Here is a 16,592-nt window from a genome sequence, read left to right as displayed (position 1 = left end):
GAGGGTTTGATTACCGGTAAGACTATCCCTTGATAAAGATAGTTACAACAAAACCAGCAAAAAACAGGGCCTGTCCCTTTTTAATTTGATACAGCTTCTTTTTTCCGACACTTATTTAGTGCTTAACTTATTAAACTTGACACTGTAGGTAACCATAAAATATCGCTTCAATGTATTATTCTGTACATCGTTAACCGAATTGGTGTTAATGTAACGGTACACGCTCACGTTTTGATTAAAGAGATCATAAACGGAAAGCTTCAATTCCCCGCGGTCTTTTTTAAGCATTTGCAGGGCCAGGGACGAACTCACTACGTTAACCCCTTTTTTAAAGCCTGCCGCAACCTGGCTGTTATAATTAAACTCCTGCCTGGTTTCCCAAACAATTTTTTTAGGGAACCTCACTATCAGGCTATTGCTTACACTACAGGTGCCAACGTTTACATTCCTGAAATCGTCATAATGATATTTGGTTTTTGACTGGTTAAATCCAAAACCTGTAAATAGTTCTACCTTATCTTTCCAGTTAGCGTTTATGTTTTCACGTACTCCATATGTAAAGGTATTTTGCCAGCCTTCCACGTCATTTAGAAGGTTAAAGCTTTGGTAATAATTGCCGTAAAAACTGGTTGAGGAATTAAGCTGCCAGTCTTTGTTCGTTTTAACTCTGTTAAAAATCCCCACCGAAAAATTATAGTTCGGCCTGCCGTCGCGGTTAACAGTTGTGTTAGTCTGCGCCCCGTCTGAGCGAATGGTTTGTTGCGTAACGGCCATGTTTTTTTGCGAGTATACACTGCCGTTTGAGTAAATACCAAATTGACTATTTTCCCAATACTTAAAAAAGTTATAATTATAGTTGTTACTTATACTGGGTACCAGGTTAGGGTTACCTGTATAACTGTACAAGGGGCTGTAAACTATCGTAATGGGCTGCAGGCTTGATATCCCCGGCTGATTAACCCGGCGTTCGTAATTAAGCGATATTCCATAAGCTTCGATACGGATAGTTGGCAGCAGAAAAAAATAATTCTGAACAAGCCTGCTGGTTACGAAGTTGTTATTGATTTGCTGCCATTGCGTATTAAGCCCCGCTATGATCTGCGTTTTTTTATTAAGCTGATAGGTATGTTTTCTGTCCACTGATCGCGTTTAAGGTTGGAGCTCTGATTGGTGATTAGCGAATCAAAGCCGCCTGTTTTGCGGTCGTAGGTGAAAACCTGGTCGCTGGTTTTGTTATATATGCCCGATGTGGTGATATCAACAAAAAGCTTTTTGGTTAATGGGTATCGGTAGCTGAAATCGAGATTGCCCGAAGCATTGTTTGATGTACGTACCGACAACCGTTGCAGGCTGTCGGATAGTTCGGGGCGTTGGTAATTAACCACATCATTATTATTGAAATTGTTATTATGATTAGGGCTGATGCTCAGGTTATGCGATATGGTGAACGACTCCTTGCTTTTGTTTCTGGAACGTTTATGAAAATAAAAGCTTTGGTTAAACTGTGTTGAATGGCCATCACCCCATGAATTGGATACCGACTGGTTTACCGGCATATCAAAATTGTTTGACGTGTTGCCGCTTGATGTAGCAGTATTGCTATTGGAGTTATAATTTAACGACGGGTTATAGCGCAGGTTCCGGATGGTGTCGGGCTTCCACTCCACAAGACCACTTAAAGTGTGTACATAGTTGTTAGAGATTCTACTGTTTGTGGATCGGGTTAACAGCGTAGTATCCTTCAGAAACTGCTGTTGAAAATTGGCCGACTCGTTTACATTATTACGCTGCGTATAAAAGTACTGCAGGTTGAGCTTTAGTTTCTCGCCATAATTTTGGTTGATGTTAAAGCCTCCCGAGGTGATCTTTTCAATACCGCCGCCCCAGTTTCGACCACCGTTAAAGGAGGTATTACCCCCGCTGCGGTCAAAACCACCCTGCGCATTGAGGTCCTCGCGCGAAAAGGCAGTATGGTTAAGGTTATTGCTCAACCCGATAAGACTTACCTGCAACGTATCCCGAAACATATTGAACAGCCCGCCGGCTTCATACCTGTCGCGCGAGCCCACACCACCGAATACCTTGCCAAAAATGCTCTTTTTAATTGCCTTTTTGAGTTTGATGTTAATGATCTTCTGTACCTGGGTTTCGCTCACGAGGTGATCGGGGTCATTCTCCCGGTCGTCATAAACCTGTACCTGGGCAACAATGGCCGCGTCCAAATTTTTGGTGGCAATCTTGGGGTCGGAGCCAAAAAACTGTTTGCCATCTATCAATAGCTTGCTCACCTGTTTTCCGTTAACGGTGATGGAACCATCGCCATCTATTTGTACGCCGGGAAGCTTTTTTAGCAATTCCTCAACGGCGGCATTGGGCCGGGTTTTGAAGGCCGCGGCATCAAACTCGATAGTGTCCTTTTTCATTTTGACAGGGATCCGTTCTGCACGCACCACAACTTCGTTAAGCATCTTACTGTTGAGGGTAACGTTGCCCAGATCAATTACATCGCCTTTTTTAAAATTAAAATTGTGGATATAGCTTTGATACCCGGCATAGGAAATAACCAGGCGGACCTGTTTATCAACAGGGAGGCGCTGTAATTCAAAATCTCCATTCTTTTTACTGAGTGAATAAGCTATAAGCGAGGTATCTTTCAGGTCGACAACGGCAACGGTACTCAATTCAAGAGGCTGCTTATTCAGGGAGTCGGTGACTTTACCTTTTATTGTGGCCTTTTGGGCAAAGGACCCCAAAAACAGGCATAACAGTATTAACGAAAGAAGGATTGTTTTCATCCTGGTTTAGGTGCAGACAGGTAAGGTTAATTATTGTGTTATAGGTGATGTAGGGCCGCGGTACTTGGGGAAACTTAAATCATGAGGTAGTTATAGGGTTTAGATGTTAGCGCGTTGGTTAATTTTTTTGTTGATAACTGCGTGTTCGACAAATATCAACCTTAAACGTTTAAAGCATAAATAAAGCTCCTCTGCTTAACCACTACACGCATAACCCCCGCACGGCAGCATCATATGCTATAAATGTGCTCTAATAACATGAAATCAGTATAAATATTGCTTAATATACTCCGAAAATGGGGCTTATTTTGATATTGTAACATTGGTTTTACCAAAGCTCCTTTTCACAGGGCCTTTGAAGAATAAAATTATTTCTTTCACGGTATCGTTTTTTTGCGATATAAATATCAAACAAAATTAATGAGTGCAAATACGATAAAAATCAAACGTAACCGCAATAAAATTTTGCCAATCCCGTTTTTAAACTAATATTGTGCAAGTAATATTATTTTGTACCGAATTAATTACCTAAAACCATAACATTATGAAAGCAGCAGAAACCTACAAATCCATTTATGTAACGTTTTACAGGTGGACTGTTAAAAACTTTGGTCACGGCGGATTGCCAAAAGCCAACGCTCTTTTTGGAGCGAGCTTTTTGATGATCATTTTGCTGGCCATTTTAGTAAGTATTGCACAGTTATTTTTAAACGCCGGCTGGTTTCAGCTAAGCCCGATATCCGGCTTAATAATATTACTGGGCGCTACAGGTGCATTTGTGCTTAACTATTTTGTATTGCTGAACAGCCGCTATTTTAAAAAGGTTAATGCCGCGTTTGCACGCATCAGCAAACACAACCCCAACACATGGTCAATAATGCTGATGATTTGTGTGATAGTTTCCTGCACTATGCTGCTGGTTGTTTGCCAGGCAGGAACATTTTTAAGATGAGATTAAACAATGTGATTATAAGAAGGCCCGCCGGTACCGGCGGGTTTTTTTGTTTTATATAGTGGCACTTTATCACCTCATCAAAATTCTATATCTTTCGCTTCAATTAAACTTTTATCACAGTGTTGGTTAAAACTTTTGGAAGCGCGGTTTATGGGATACAAGCTATTACCATAACAGTTGAGGTGAATATAGCATCGGGTACCAAGTATTTTATTGTAGGCCTGCCCGATGTAGCTGTTAAAGAAAGCTATTTCAGGATAGAATCGGCACTGAAAAACTGCGGTTTCAGAATGCCCCGCCAACAGGTGGTGGTTAATATGGCTCCTGCCGATATCAAAAAGGAGGGTTCATCATATGACCTTACCATCGCCACCGGTGTACTGGCGGCATCCGGCCAGATAGAACCCGAAACACTTGATAAATTTATCATCATGGGCGAGCTTTCGCTTGATGGGAGCCTGCAGCCAATAAAAGGGGCTTTGCCCATAGCTATACAAGCCCGTAAAGATGGCTTTAAAGGTTTTATCCTCCCTAAACAAAACGCCCGCGAAGCAGCCATTGTAAACGACCTTGAAGTTTATGGTGTTGAAAGCATTAAAGACGTTGTTGGCTTTTTCAACGGTACCTCCGAGCTTAAGCCCGAAATAGTAAACACCCGTGAAGAATTTTATGACAGCCTCTGCAATTACGATAGCGATTTCAGCGAGGTAAAAGGCCAGGAAAACATCAAGCGCGCATTAGAGATTGCTGCAGCGGGCGGCCATAATGTGATACTGATCGGTCCGCCGGGAGCCGGTAAAACTATGCTGGCCCGGAGGCTGCCATCTATTTTACCGCCATTGAGTTTATATGAATCATTAGAGACCACCAAAATCCATTCAGTGGCCGGCAAACTTGCCGCCGCCGATGCGCTGGTAACCATTCGCCCGTTCAGGAGCCCTCACCATACCATCAGCGATGTAGCTTTAGTAGGAGGGGGAAGCAATCCTGCCCCCGGTGAAATTTCTTTGGCACATAACGGCGTTTTGTTTTTAGATGAACTGCCTGAGTTTAAACGCAGCGCGCTTGAAGTAATGCGCCAGCCGTTGGAAGAACGCCGGGTAACCATATCGCGGGCTAAATTTACGGTTGACTATCCCAGCAGCTTCATGTTGGTGGCAAGTATGAACCCATGCCCCTGCGGATATTATAATCACCCGGAAAAAGAATGCATCTGCCCGCCTGGCATGGTACAAAAATACCTTAGTAAAATTTCGGGCCCGCTGCTGGACAGGATTGACCTGCACGTGGAAGTAACACCTGTTAATTTCAGCGAGCTGTCGTCTGACCGGCCGGCCGAAAAAAGCGAGCTCATCCGTGAGCGGGTGATCAGGGCAAGGGAAATCCAGGTGGAGCGTTTCGGCAACCGTCCCGATCTGCATGCCAACGCCCAGATGAGCCCGCAAATGGTTCGCGACCAGTGCAAGATCAACGCAGCCGGTCAAACCCTGCTCAAAAAAGCCATGGAAAAACTTGGCCTCTCGGCAAGGGCTTATGACCGCATTCTTAAAGTATCACGTACTATCGCTGATCTTTCCGGGAGTGAGGAAATTAAGCTGGAGCATTTGGCGGAGGCTATTCATTTCAGGAGTTTGGATAGAGAGGGTTGGGCAGGGTAGGCCAACTCGAAACAAAACCTATTCGCATAGAGGATCCAAGGTTCCAACTTGAGCATCAAGATATCAGTCAATAATATGGAAGTAGCAACAATTATTACGTCTAATAAAGAGGTCATCCGACTATTTGACACATTTATATTTTCGTTCCCAATATTTCGACTTGGTCTTAAGGACTATGACACAGCATATTTTACAAACATTCAAAATAGTAAAGACAAGCTATTCTATCATTTCATACTGGATGATGTTGAAGATGAATTCAGCTATAATTATAAGGAAGCTGAAATTACATTCATTAAAAATTTCTTTGGCGAAAGGGAGTTTTACATGATTGATTTATCTTACAAGATGGAATCAACTTTACATAAGCTGTTTAAAGATTTTAAAGAACATCTAATGAAGCGAAATAAAAGCTTAATCTCAGATATCTTAATTAGTCATCCTTTTGCCGGAGCGCAGGTTTTTGAACATACTTATTAATTGGGTCCTGTGGTTGATTCTTGATCGAGATTACAATATAAGGTTGGCCCGGGTATACAAAAATTCTATAATGGGGACTTTTAATATTTTAAAAACAGAAATAAAGTGTGAAAACTGCGGTCAGGTACGCCCGGTTGATATTCAATTTTGTTTTGGCGATACTTGGCAGCTTGTATATCAGATGGGCGAAAAACTGATTTGGGGAGGGAATGACATTGGTAAAGCCAATCTGAATATCGTTAATGTTTATGGGTATGGAGGAGATAACGTCTGCCCTCATTGCAATAAATTTTTTGAAGAAGAACAATTTGATATAAGAATAGAACGCGACTTTATAACGGCTGTATCTGTTATGAAAGACTATAAAAGATACCAGGAGAAGGGAGATGATGAGTATTACGAAGTAACTGATTAATTTACACTGAATAGAAAAACCTTAAAATATGTACACCGACATTGACCAGCAATCGTTTGATATTGATTGGTATTTAACCAACGGACAAGAAATCGCCTTTATGACATCCGCTGGTACTTGTTTACCGCGGTCTATTGCGGAATCAGCCCAAAACAATAAGGTATTGCAGGAATACTTTCAGGACTTGCCATATACAACCGAATTTTTTATTAACCCAGATTTGGAGAACATCATTAATTCAGAGGCAGATGAGCAGTATCTATCGTCTTTTATAAACATGGCAATGAAAGGCCTTTATGCTTTCGACAAAACAAACTTAGGTGTTTTCAATGATCCGAATTATCATTTAGTGGCAACGCCGGTTACTCCGCTAAATGTAAATTTATTGCCGGCTGAGATCGCAAACATCATTATGAAAACCAGGTTAAATGGCCCGATGAGTTTAACGTTTAATATTTCTATTTTAAAATGACAACCAAACCTTTACTACTTATCACTATCGCGGCTTTAACAATTTTTTCAAGCTCCTGTAAAACCTATTACATGCCTGTTGGCACTTTCCTGGAACAGGTGCCAACCCTGGAGACGGTAAATTTAAGACCGGTTACCGCCCAGGACCCTCTTGGGTATAAGCATACCTATAGTGTTTATCCTATTGATTCGATTAAATGTTTCGATAAAGACGGAACTCCTTATAAGTTAAAGAACGGGCCATCTATTGAAATACGTTTTACAGATATCAATGGCAGGCGATCAACCTTTTACTTCGACCGGACCTGGGTTATCCAGGATTCTGTGATCGGTATCCAGTCAAGGATTCTTTCACTGAAAAAAGCAATACCGGTAAGTACCATTAAAACAATTGAAGTACAGGATGGTCACAAAAAATACAGGTATGTTAATTAGAACAAAAATGTTCTTATTCCAATAGCAAGATTAACACGACAAAAGTAGCCGTAGCAGCATACTCTCCTACATATTTGTGCAAGGAAGGCACATCAAGGTGATTAATTTTCGTATTTAATTACGGTTCCGTTTGCTAACTTTATTATAATTCTGTTCATATTATAACCCGTACGCGAAACCTTAAACAATTATGAAGAAGTTATTACTCACCCCCAATGCCTGGATCCTGTTTGCCGGCCTTGTTAGCTTTTTATCTTTCAGCGCAAATGCGCAACACAACAGCAGTAGTAATACGAAACCTGCTAATATAGCGAGAACGCAGCAGAAACGAGCGGATATATACCTGGCCGGATATTCAATGCCAGATGGGAAAACACCGGTTGCAACCTATCTTAAAAACGGTGTAGCGGTATTGCTGGCCAATACGCAAAGCCAATCGGAAATTGTATCGCTGGTTGTAGTTGGTAATGATGTTTATGCAGCAGGCATGCATAACGGGCAGGCGGTGTATTGGAAAAACAACACAGAAGTACAGCTTTCCAACACCAGCGGTACGGGGACTAAAGGATATGCTAATGACATGGTTATAGACAATAGGAACGGTGATGTTTATGTAGTTGGGTATGAGCGGTTCTACAGTTCATCCGGTGACTTGGCCAGGTGTTGGAAAAATGGAAAGCCGGTACCGCTCAATGTTATTGGCGGATCAAATGCGAGATCTGTTGCCATTGATTACAAAACGGGAGATGTTTACATTGCCGGTTTTGATTCTGATCCCCAGGTTAAAAACGACACCAAGTATTGGAAAAATGGAGAGCCCGTAAAAATAATTAACGATCCTTTGCCCGTAAGAGCGGCATCTATCCGTATATTGAACAATAATCTTTATATCGTTGGCCAGTACGTCGAACCAGGAGGGCACCGCGTTGCTTATTGGTGTGGCGATAAAGGCACCGTTTCCTTAACCGCCCCAAGTTCGGATGCCAGGGCCACTGCCATTGCTGTTTCAGGTAAGAACGTGTATGTGGCTGGATGGGAAAATGGGTTTGCAAAATATTGGAAAAATGACGTGCCTACTGTGCTTGCCAGACTGGCGGGTTCGGGCTCGGACCCTTATAAGATAGCCGTAGACGGTGACGATGTATACGTAGCCGGTTTGGGACAACTTGATGGCAGTATAGGGATGCGCTACTGGAAGAACGGTCAATTAGCGGGAACGGTTAATCTGTTTATAAACGATATTGTTGTTGCAAGGCAAGGGGATAATTTAGTTAAAAATGTAAAATCTACGCCTGCCGTTAAAGATAAGCAACCTGTCATTTCTGAACCTCCTCCTGCACCAGTAGCCTTAACTCCTAAAGAGGAAGCCGAGAAGTTTTTAGCCGAAAACAAAAAGAAACCCGGCATTATTACCACAGCCAGTGGTTTGCAGTATGAAATAATAAGCCAGGGAACAGGGCCAAAGCCTTTGGCAACAGATAATGTGAAATTCAATTTCCAAAGGACCGCTATGGTGGGTAGAGAATCTAAAGAAACATCCAATAGCCATTCGCCGCTCAACAAAATAATTCGTGATTTACTTCCAGGCTTGGCCGAGGGCATACAATTGATGAGCGTAGGTAGCAAATACAGATTATTTCTCCCTCCTAAGCTCGGTTTAAACAGCCCTTCGCCCGATTATCCTGCAGGGTCTGTTATACTTATTTGGGAGATAGAATTGCTGGAGATACTAAAATAACTCATCCTGTACCTGAAAAACTAAGCACTTATTAGCAGCCTGCGTTGGCGCGTGCGAAAGAGGTAAAATTGGGTTGAAAAGGGCATAATTGATTTCTCCCGCTGAGAATTCAATACAGTATCTGAGGGCAGAGGTTTGTTAAATGTCTGTCCTCACCGGTAAATCCACCGTTCTCATATCTTTTTTAACATTGTAAACGCGTTAAGCCCTTACCGCTGCGCTGTGCGAATATCGCTACCCCAAAAAAATTATATATGGTGCTATGGCTTCCATTTGAGGCTTAATAACGGCAATACAAAACCATTCCATTGCCGGCGAAGCCGGGGTTGATACCCGGCGCGGGCAAATTGGATTATGCAGCTTAGCAGTTTACCTGCAACTTTAAGCCATACGGCCAACCGTACTATTATTAAATAGCGCAGTTAACTTAAAAGAAGCATGGCCCGCGGTTGCTGCCAATTGGAAATTTGTTAACCCTGCCATGTACATGATCGCAATGCGTATGATCACGATACATTTTTTGATGTGATGGCGGGCAGTTTACCTGTAATGGTTGGGTAGTTTCAGTCTTATCAGGCTGACAAACTATCGTAGCTTGTTTTTTCATAACGACTTCTTCCTATGTTAGGTGACATTGATAATTGGTATAATAAATTTAACTATAAAAACAGTTATTTACAATAGCTTTTATCAGAAAAATAATATTAAAAAATTTAGGGGTTAAAATCACTTTTCTGGCGCAAGTATGAAGGGCGGGAATGGGGGCTAAGGCTACTTGTGACATCTATTACGCTGAATGCAGGTTATTAAAAAAACAGCCGGGGCAAATAATATATACTCCGGCTGTTTAAATAAATATAGCGTAACTGCATTTACTTACCTTTCCAAAACTGCAGGTAATACAGGTTGTATCCGCCGTTGTTGGCCAGCACTTTTATTTTGTTGCTGCCGGCCTTTAAAACAATATTTTTAACAGCAACATCCCGCCATTTTTTTAGCCCGCCGGTGTTGGGTACCGCCACTTCTTTTGCCTGCGCCGTATTATTAACCAATATAGATAGCTTGGCATCATCGGTAGCGGATGCCACTTTGAGGCTTACGGAGTATACGCCCGGAGTTTTGACCTGTATAGTGTACTGTGTCCATTCGTTCGTTTCAATATGGTCAACATAGTAGCTGTCATATTGGGTCGAATCTTTACTGATATCAACGCCGTCGTTCCTGTAAACATGCCCCTTGTTGCCAACACCCGGTTTGCCCGATGTATGATAATCGGCTGTATCAGTATCAAAATAAGCGTATCCATTGCGGCCCAGGTCATAATCAACAGCATTGATCACTGTGCCGTTGCCTATTTTATTGGCTTTAAACGGTTTGGTAACTGTTGTATGGGGCTGCCTGAAAATAGCGTCGATCACATCGTGATGGATAATGGTATTTTCCAATTTAGCGTAAGTAGCCAGCTCAAGGGTGCCGCTATACGTGTTGCTCTCGTTAGGTTTATGCCTGCCGGTGTTCAGGTACCGGCTCACATCATCATAGTTCAGATTTGAACGGATTTCCATCGGGTTGTTGATACCCAATTTTTTTAAAGGCCATAATGACCAGCCTATGTTATTTTTCTCTAATAAGCCGAGGGCTTCGGTAAGCCAGGTATTTGAGTTTTCACCGGTTTCGCCCAGCCATACCGGGATATTATATTGATCGCGTGTTTTTACAATATGATCAACAGATTTTTGATCGTTAAAATTCCAGTATTTATGAAAACTCAGCACCATGTTTTTATCCCATTGGGGTAAAATACCATTATAATTATTGCCCCAGCCGTTACCTTCAATAATAATGATATGTTTTTTATCTACCTCGCGGATGGCTGCGGTAATATCAACCATTAATTTTCTTAACGGCCCGTTGGTTTTTTCCTTAAGGCCGTTTTTATCATTTTGAGGATCGTCAAAACCCCAGTTCGGCTCGTTGATGATATCGTAAGCACCAATGTTAGGCTCGTCTTTATAACGTTCGGCCAACTTGCGCCAAAGGGCAATGGTTTTTTGCTTATTAGCCTCGCTGTCCCAAAGCGATGGTTTGTCCGGGTCACGGTCGGAGATGTTAAGGTCGTTGCCTTGTCCGCCGGGGGCGGCATGCAGGTCAAGGATCAGGTACATGTGATTTGCTTTACACCAGGCCAGCAGATCGTCGGTCATTTTAAACCCTTTATCCAGCCATGTGTTTTTACCAGCCACCGGCTCCTTTTCAACAGGCAAAGTATACAGATTATAATGCATTGGCAGGCGGATAGAATTAAATCCCCAGCGTTTCATCGAATCCACATCAATTTTACGGGTATTGTTGGCCAGCCAGGTATCATAAAACTCCTTAGTTTCGGCCGGGCCCATCAATTCTTCCAGCCGCTCACGGATCCGATATTGACGGCTGTCTTTATTGATGTGCAGCATATAGCCTTCCTGCAGCATCCATCCACCTAAACCCATACCGCGCAGCAGTATATTCCGGCCCTTTTCATCAACTATTTTTTTACCGTCGGCTTTTAAAAAGCCTGTTTGCGCATTGCTTTGCAGCGAGATACACAGAACAGCCACCACGGTTAGCAGGGTTTTAATCCCTGAATTTACTTTTATATTTTTTATTAACGATGTTAACATGTTGTTGTACGTTTAAATTTTATCTGAACCGGTTTTTACTACCAGATATATGTTCCAACCGAACCTTTATCAAGTTTAACCGCCAATATTTTTCCCTGGTATTTGATGTTGAAATCCTGCGCGCTATCGCCGGTGTTGGCTACAATAAGCACTTTTTTGCCATCGGGGGTTTTGAAAGCTACGTTAGGTAAAGTATCCATATTGTTTGATGCAATACGTACCGAACCGGGACGTACAAATTTGGAAGCGTGGGCAACTGAATAATAAGCGATGTTTTTCTTTACCTCGTTTTTATCAATGGTAACGGCGCCCTGGCATGAGGGACATCCGCCCCGGTCGGTATACGGCTTATATTCAGGGTCGGCGGCAAGGTTCCATTCCAGTACATTGCGGCTCCAGTTACGGGTTGCGCCAATAATAAGGCTTTTTACCGGCCAGGCAATGTTGATAGTACTTTGATTTTCGGGCTCAACGGTCATCTGCTCGGTAAAGTAAATGTTTTTATCGGGGTGTGCGTTGTGCACGTCGGTAAGGGCCGAGATGTCTCCGCCATACAGGTGAAAGCCCGAGCCATCCACATATTTACGGGCAGCAGGGTCGTTCAATATCGAGATAGGGTAGTCGGGCCTGTCGGCATTATGATCGTAAACAATGATCTTTGTTTTGATACCTGCTGCCTTAAACGCGGGACCAAGATTGTTTTTGATAAAATCGGCTTCGTCGGGCGCAACCATCAGTAAACTGGGGTTATTCCCGGGGTGCAATGGCTCGTTCTGAATAGTGATGGCATCGATGTTGATCCCGTTGGCCTTCATCCCCTGGATATATTTAACCAGGTATTGAGCATACACCGGGTAACAATCGGGTTTTAAACGGCCACCACGGGTATCGTTATTAGTTTTCATCCAGGCCGGGGGCGACCATGGCGAGCCCAGGATCTTGATTGCCGGGTTTATAGCCAATATCTGTTTCATTACCGGGATCACGTCAGCCTTATCCGGGCCGAGGTCAAAATGTTTTAGCGTTGGGTCTGTCTGCCCTTTGGGCATATCGTCATAAGAGAATACTTTCTCATTCAGATCGGACGCGCCAATGCTCAGCCTTAAATAACTTATGCCAATATCATTCCCTGTAACTGCAAACAGATTTTTAAGCAACGCAGCCCTGCTATCGGCGCTCATGCGGATGATATGCATGGCACTGCCTCCGGTTAATGCAAATCCAAATCCATCTATCGGTTGGTAGTGCTCCTTATCATCAACAGTAATAGTAGTGCCGCCGGCATCGCTGGTCTTAAAAGCAAGGGGCCCTTTTTGCTGCTCAAAAAGTACCGACCTGTCGGCCTTGGTAAGCCATAAGCTTGCCTTTGTTTGTGCGTGTATTGCGGCCGCAGGAGCAAGCAGCATGGCGCCCAATAAAATTGGTTTGATTTGCGTGTTCATGAAACAGAATTTACAGGTGTATTTGTTGGTATAGCAGGATTTAATAAGGCTGTTAAAATTGGATAGGTAAAAATATTACTGTTTTTAATAAAACGCAGTAATTAATCGGTTACAAAACCAATTATTAGATTTTGTAGTAGTTAAGAAGTGGTTGATACATGCATTAATTTAAATCAAGGCGATATAAAACCTTGTTTAAACGCGCAAATTTAATTTACAATTTAAAACATTTGTTTTTATGAAAAGATATCTATAAATTCACGTACAACTATCCCATGAATACTCCATCTAAAAAAATTGTCATATTTGATGACGACGAGGACATCCTTTCTATTTGCAGTTATATTTTAGAAGAACAAGGGTGGGAAGTGTACACCTTTAGCGACTGCAATAACATTATTGAAAAAGTTTCGGGCATTTTGCCTGATGTGATCATGATGGATAACTGGATCCCGGATTCGGGCGGGATCATTGCCACACAAACCCTCAAAAAAACCGAGGGCCTTAAAGAAATACCGGTAATTTATTTTTCCGCAAACAGCGATATCCAGATCCTGGCCAATCATGCCGGCGCCCAAAGCTATTTAGCCAAACCATTTGATCTGGAAGACCTGGAAAAGGTGATCAACCGGGTGATAGCGGCGTAGGTTAGGGAAAGTTTGCGAAGAAAAAAGCGCGGGAAAGTGCGATTCCCCTCTTGAGAGAGCATAGCCGTTAACTTAAGGAAGAAAAAGCGCGGAATTGTGCGATTCCCCTCTTGAGAGGGGCGGAGGGGTGTGTTTCTGCTTTGATAAGCTTGTAGCGGAAACACACCCCTGCTACCACCCTTGCCTATCGCGCCCCCTCTCAAGAGGAATTAAAAGTCTTTTAATTATTTTTTCTCCTCAAACGATGCCAGCAGGTTTATATTCGGATCTATCTTAACATCAGCAGGTTTAGCTTTAACCTTGAACTTTGCCGTTGTCGATTTCTCTTTTACCGGCACGTTCAGCAACTGTCCGTCAACAGAAACCTCTAACATCAAATTGTAAATATATTCCTGGCTCTGGGTTACATTTATAGCGATGGTGCTGTCTTTTTCATCGTACTTCCACCTAACAGCCAAATGTGGATGCCCGGCTGTGCGCAGCCATTGCGTAAAAAATGATTTCAGGTCCTTCCCGCTGCCTTGCTCCATTACCCGCCTCAGATCATCAGTATTGGCATTGCTGCCCTGGTACCTGGAATAATAGTTTCTCACCCCTTTCCAAAAAACATCATCGCCCAATTTGCGCCTCAGCATATGCAGCACCCAACCTCCCTTTTCGTAACTGTTGGCATTAAGCAGCTGCATATATTTTGTTTTAACAGCGGTATCAACCACGGGGGTTAAACGCTCTTTTTCAAAATCCAGCACTTTTTTACGCTGGCCAATAAGACGGGCTTTTAAGGTATCGGCCCCATATTTATTTTCGAGATAAAGATTGGTCATATAAGTGGCAAAGCCTTCGCTTAACCATAGGTGACCAAAGCTTTTTTCGCTTGCACCATCGCCAAACCACTGGTGGGCAATTTCATGCGCCATTAATTCTTCTATCTCCGGACTTTTAACCGATTCTTCAAAGTAAAATATAGCACTGGCATTTTCCATCCCGCCAAAAATGGTTTTCGACTGCACATTCGCTAATTTTTCATAGCTGTAAGGGCCAACATTTTTTATAAAGTAGGGGAGAATATTTTTGGCTACTGCATAGCTTTTAAACCCAACCTCTTTACTTTCAGGAAAAACATAGGTAAAAACCGGGATCCCGTTAACATCGCCCGGGCGATCAACTGCAAACTCAGCTACGCCTATAACCATTACCTTGGTAGGCAGCGCAACGGTTTCAACCCAATGGGTAAGCTTCAGCTTTCCGTCGAGTTGCTTTTCTTCGGTTTGCAAGCCGTTTGATACTACCTGGTAGTGATCGGGCGCGGTTACAATAAAATCAACCGTGGCTTTGTCGGCAATATTATCAACGCAGGGCAGCCAGTTATGGGCCCGGTTAGGCCAGTTATCACCAAAAAAAGTACGGTGCCCAAACGCATTGGTCGAGATGATCAGCCCATCGGCCGGGATGCCGCTGTAGCTTATCGTATAATCGCGGGTGTTACCTTTATAGGCGCGGGTATTAATCTTTAGTTGTTCATCACCCTGGGTAAACTTTACCGGCTTCCCGTTTTCGGTTACTGCCGATACCTGCATCCCTTTACCTTCCGCGTTCTTTTTTACCAGGTCGAGGCTAAACCCTTCTGCACCATTCAGGAACTTTATTGAAACCGTTGCCTTTCCTTCTATATTATTATCAGCATCGTTGAGTTTAATATCAAACGTATAATGTTTAACATCAATCTGCGACCCGGGAACCTGGGCAAATACCGGCATCGAAAAAAGGGCCGGTAACAATAAAAGAACCAAAAATATCCTGCGCATAACTTTCCGTCGGTTTGTGATGTACTGCAACAAAGCTAATAAAAACAAGCCTTTATAAACACCGCCGAAGTGCGCGCATATTATATTTTTTTAACGTTGCTAAAACGTTACATTAACCCCTGTAGTGAACAAAAAGTAAAGTCCGTTCATTTTGGTATTTGTTACATAATCAACCTGGTTAAACGGCTTGATGAGGTAGGGCGTAAAGAGGATCTGCCACTTGTTGATAGCATAGGTTAAAGGCAGCGACCCGCTGAAAGCAAGCAGCTTATATTGCCTTACCTCGCGCTGATTTTGCTGCGTTACCGTTTGCGTTATAATAGTTTGTTTTGGCTGATTGGGAAACAGGATATTAATAGGCGTTTGTTGCTGGGGCTGTTCTATCGAGCGGGTAACCTGCGATTCGGTATAATAAGTTTGGTAGAACGATTGTGTACCGGCATAAAGCGTAACGGTAGGGGTAATTTTTAACCCGCTTTTTTTATCTGCACCCGTTTTCAAAGCAAAAATCTCCTTTGATAATTCAGCTGTATTAACAACGTCGTTGCTGTTGTTTTTATTAAACCTATAGCTGATGCCCGCGGTAAATTTTACAATATCCTCCGGATTGGCATACAGTTGCCCATCAAGCGTAGCATTAAATGAAGAAAGTATAATGGGGCTACTTTTGGTGATAAAATATTTAGTGCCCGATATATTGCCTCCATAGTAACGTTTTGCATCAAACGCGAAAACATAGCCTGGCGTAACGCTAAGGCCCTCGGTGCCTGATTTGGAGCCATTAAGATCAAAATAGCCGATAGCACTTACAAAAAAGCCCTGCTTGCTAACCAATGTAACAGAGGGCAGTAGCACCGGGACACTGCTTTCATCGCGCCGGCCGGCGTAGGTTAGGTTTGAAAGATATTGCAAACCCGCATTTACAAACAATTCTTTTGTTTTTGCCGCGGTGTCAGGTTTTTGCTGGGCATAAACCGCAGGGCCGGCCAGAGCCAGCAGCAGGATAAGTTTAAGTTTTTTCATGGCTAATGTGCTGATTAAAAAAGTGCGGATAATCAAAAAGGCCGGTACCGGCCTTTTTGATTTAA

Annotated in this window: 15 protein-coding genes; 8 read left to right on the top strand and 7 right to left on the bottom strand. The window is 42.8% G+C overall.

Features of this window, described 5'->3' with window-relative positions; genetic code table 11:
* Positions 1 to 111 precede the first annotated feature (111 nt).
* The gene (locus tag SNE26_RS23460; RefSeq protein ID WP_321556294.1) at positions 112 to 1,140 is read right to left on the bottom strand and encodes an outer membrane beta-barrel protein; all 1,029 of its coding nucleotides are present in this window, start codon (positions 1,138 to 1,140) and stop codon (positions 112 to 114) included.
* Positions 1,092 to 2,795, bottom strand: a complete 1,704-nt coding sequence (locus SNE26_RS23455; RefSeq protein WP_321556293.1) for a carboxypeptidase regulatory-like domain-containing protein — start codon at positions 2,793 to 2,795, stop codon at positions 1,092 to 1,094. Before SNE26_RS23455 ends, SNE26_RS23460 begins: the two co-directional genes overlap by 49 nt.
* Positions 2,796 to 3,339: 544 nt before the next feature.
* Here SNE26_RS23455 and SNE26_RS23450 point away from each other — a divergent pair.
* The 7 genes from SNE26_RS23450 to SNE26_RS23420 all read left to right on the top strand — a co-directional run bounded on the left by SNE26_RS23450 (position 3,340) and on the right by SNE26_RS23420 (position 8,947).
* A complete protein-coding gene (locus tag SNE26_RS23450) occupies positions 3,340 to 3,747 on the top strand; it encodes a hypothetical protein (RefSeq protein ID WP_321556292.1) in 408 nt (135 codons plus the stop codon).
* 122 nt (positions 3,748 to 3,869) lie between these two features.
* Entirely contained in the window at positions 3,870 to 5,408 is a 1,539-nt protein-coding gene (locus tag SNE26_RS23445) for a YifB family Mg chelatase-like AAA ATPase (RefSeq protein ID WP_321556291.1), read from the top strand.
* Between the two features lie 75 nt (positions 5,409 to 5,483).
* Entirely contained in the window at positions 5,484 to 5,888 is a 405-nt protein-coding gene (locus tag SNE26_RS23440) for a hypothetical protein (protein WP_321556290.1), read from the top strand.
* Between the two features lie 70 nt (positions 5,889 to 5,958).
* Entirely contained in the window at positions 5,959 to 6,303 is a 345-nt protein-coding gene (locus SNE26_RS23435) for a hypothetical protein (protein WP_321556289.1), read from the top strand.
* Positions 6,304 to 6,331: 28 nt separating this feature from the next.
* Positions 6,332 to 6,775, top strand: a complete 444-nt coding sequence (locus tag SNE26_RS23430) for a hypothetical protein (protein WP_321556288.1) — start codon at positions 6,332 to 6,334, stop codon at positions 6,773 to 6,775.
* Positions 6,772 to 7,209, top strand: a complete 438-nt coding sequence (locus SNE26_RS23425) for a hypothetical protein (protein WP_321556287.1) — start codon at positions 6,772 to 6,774, stop codon at positions 7,207 to 7,209. Before SNE26_RS23430 ends, SNE26_RS23425 begins: the two co-directional genes overlap by 4 nt.
* Positions 7,210 to 7,399: 190 nt before the next feature.
* Complete coding sequence (locus SNE26_RS23420) at positions 7,400 to 8,947, top strand: FKBP-type peptidyl-prolyl cis-trans isomerase N-terminal domain-containing protein (RefSeq protein ID WP_321556286.1); 1,548 nt, start codon at positions 7,400 to 7,402, stop codon at positions 8,945 to 8,947.
* 427 nt (positions 8,948 to 9,374) lie between these two features.
* Here the strand turns inward: SNE26_RS23420 and SNE26_RS23415 are convergent, their stop codons facing one another.
* The 3 genes from SNE26_RS23415 to SNE26_RS23405 all read right to left on the bottom strand — a co-directional run bounded on the left by SNE26_RS23415 (position 9,375) and on the right by SNE26_RS23405 (position 13,052).
* Positions 9,375 to 9,554: a hypothetical protein gene (locus tag SNE26_RS23415; protein ID WP_129571758.1), complete on the bottom strand. Its 180-nt coding sequence runs from the start codon at positions 9,552 to 9,554 to the stop codon at positions 9,375 to 9,377.
* A gap of 265 nt (positions 9,555 to 9,819) precedes the next feature.
* Positions 9,820 to 11,610: a cellulase family glycosylhydrolase gene (locus SNE26_RS23410; RefSeq protein WP_321556285.1), complete on the bottom strand. Its 1,791-nt coding sequence runs from the start codon at positions 11,608 to 11,610 to the stop codon at positions 9,820 to 9,822.
* A 38-nt stretch (positions 11,611 to 11,648) separates the two neighbouring features.
* On the bottom strand, positions 11,649 to 13,052 hold the full coding sequence (locus tag SNE26_RS23405; RefSeq protein WP_321556284.1) for a glycoside hydrolase family 30 beta sandwich domain-containing protein: 1,404 nt from the start codon (positions 13,050 to 13,052) through the stop codon (positions 11,649 to 11,651).
* Positions 13,053 to 13,327: 275 nt separating this feature from the next.
* Here SNE26_RS23405 and SNE26_RS23400 point away from each other — a divergent pair, with 275 nt between their 5' ends.
* Positions 13,328 to 13,699: a response regulator gene (locus tag SNE26_RS23400; protein WP_321556283.1), complete on the top strand. Its 372-nt coding sequence runs from the start codon at positions 13,328 to 13,330 to the stop codon at positions 13,697 to 13,699.
* A gap of 224 nt (positions 13,700 to 13,923) precedes the next feature.
* Here the strand turns inward: SNE26_RS23400 and SNE26_RS23395 are convergent, their stop codons facing one another.
* Both SNE26_RS23395 and SNE26_RS23390 read right to left on the bottom strand, forming a co-directional pair.
* Positions 13,924 to 15,504 (bottom strand): M1 family metallopeptidase, encoded by a 1,581-nt coding sequence (locus SNE26_RS23395; RefSeq protein ID WP_321556282.1) that lies wholly within the window; start codon positions 15,502 to 15,504, stop codon positions 13,924 to 13,926.
* A gap of 99 nt (positions 15,505 to 15,603) precedes the next feature.
* Positions 15,604 to 16,527, bottom strand: a complete 924-nt coding sequence (locus SNE26_RS23390) for a hypothetical protein (RefSeq protein ID WP_321556281.1) — start codon at positions 16,525 to 16,527, stop codon at positions 15,604 to 15,606.
* Positions 16,528 to 16,592: the final 65 nt, after the last annotated feature.

The organism is Mucilaginibacter sp. cycad4 (assembly GCF_034263275.1).
Lineage (GTDB): Bacteria > Bacteroidota > Bacteroidia > Sphingobacteriales > Sphingobacteriaceae > Mucilaginibacter.
Note: the sequence above shows the minus strand (reverse complement) of the source record. Positions and strands in the feature narration are given on the sequence as shown.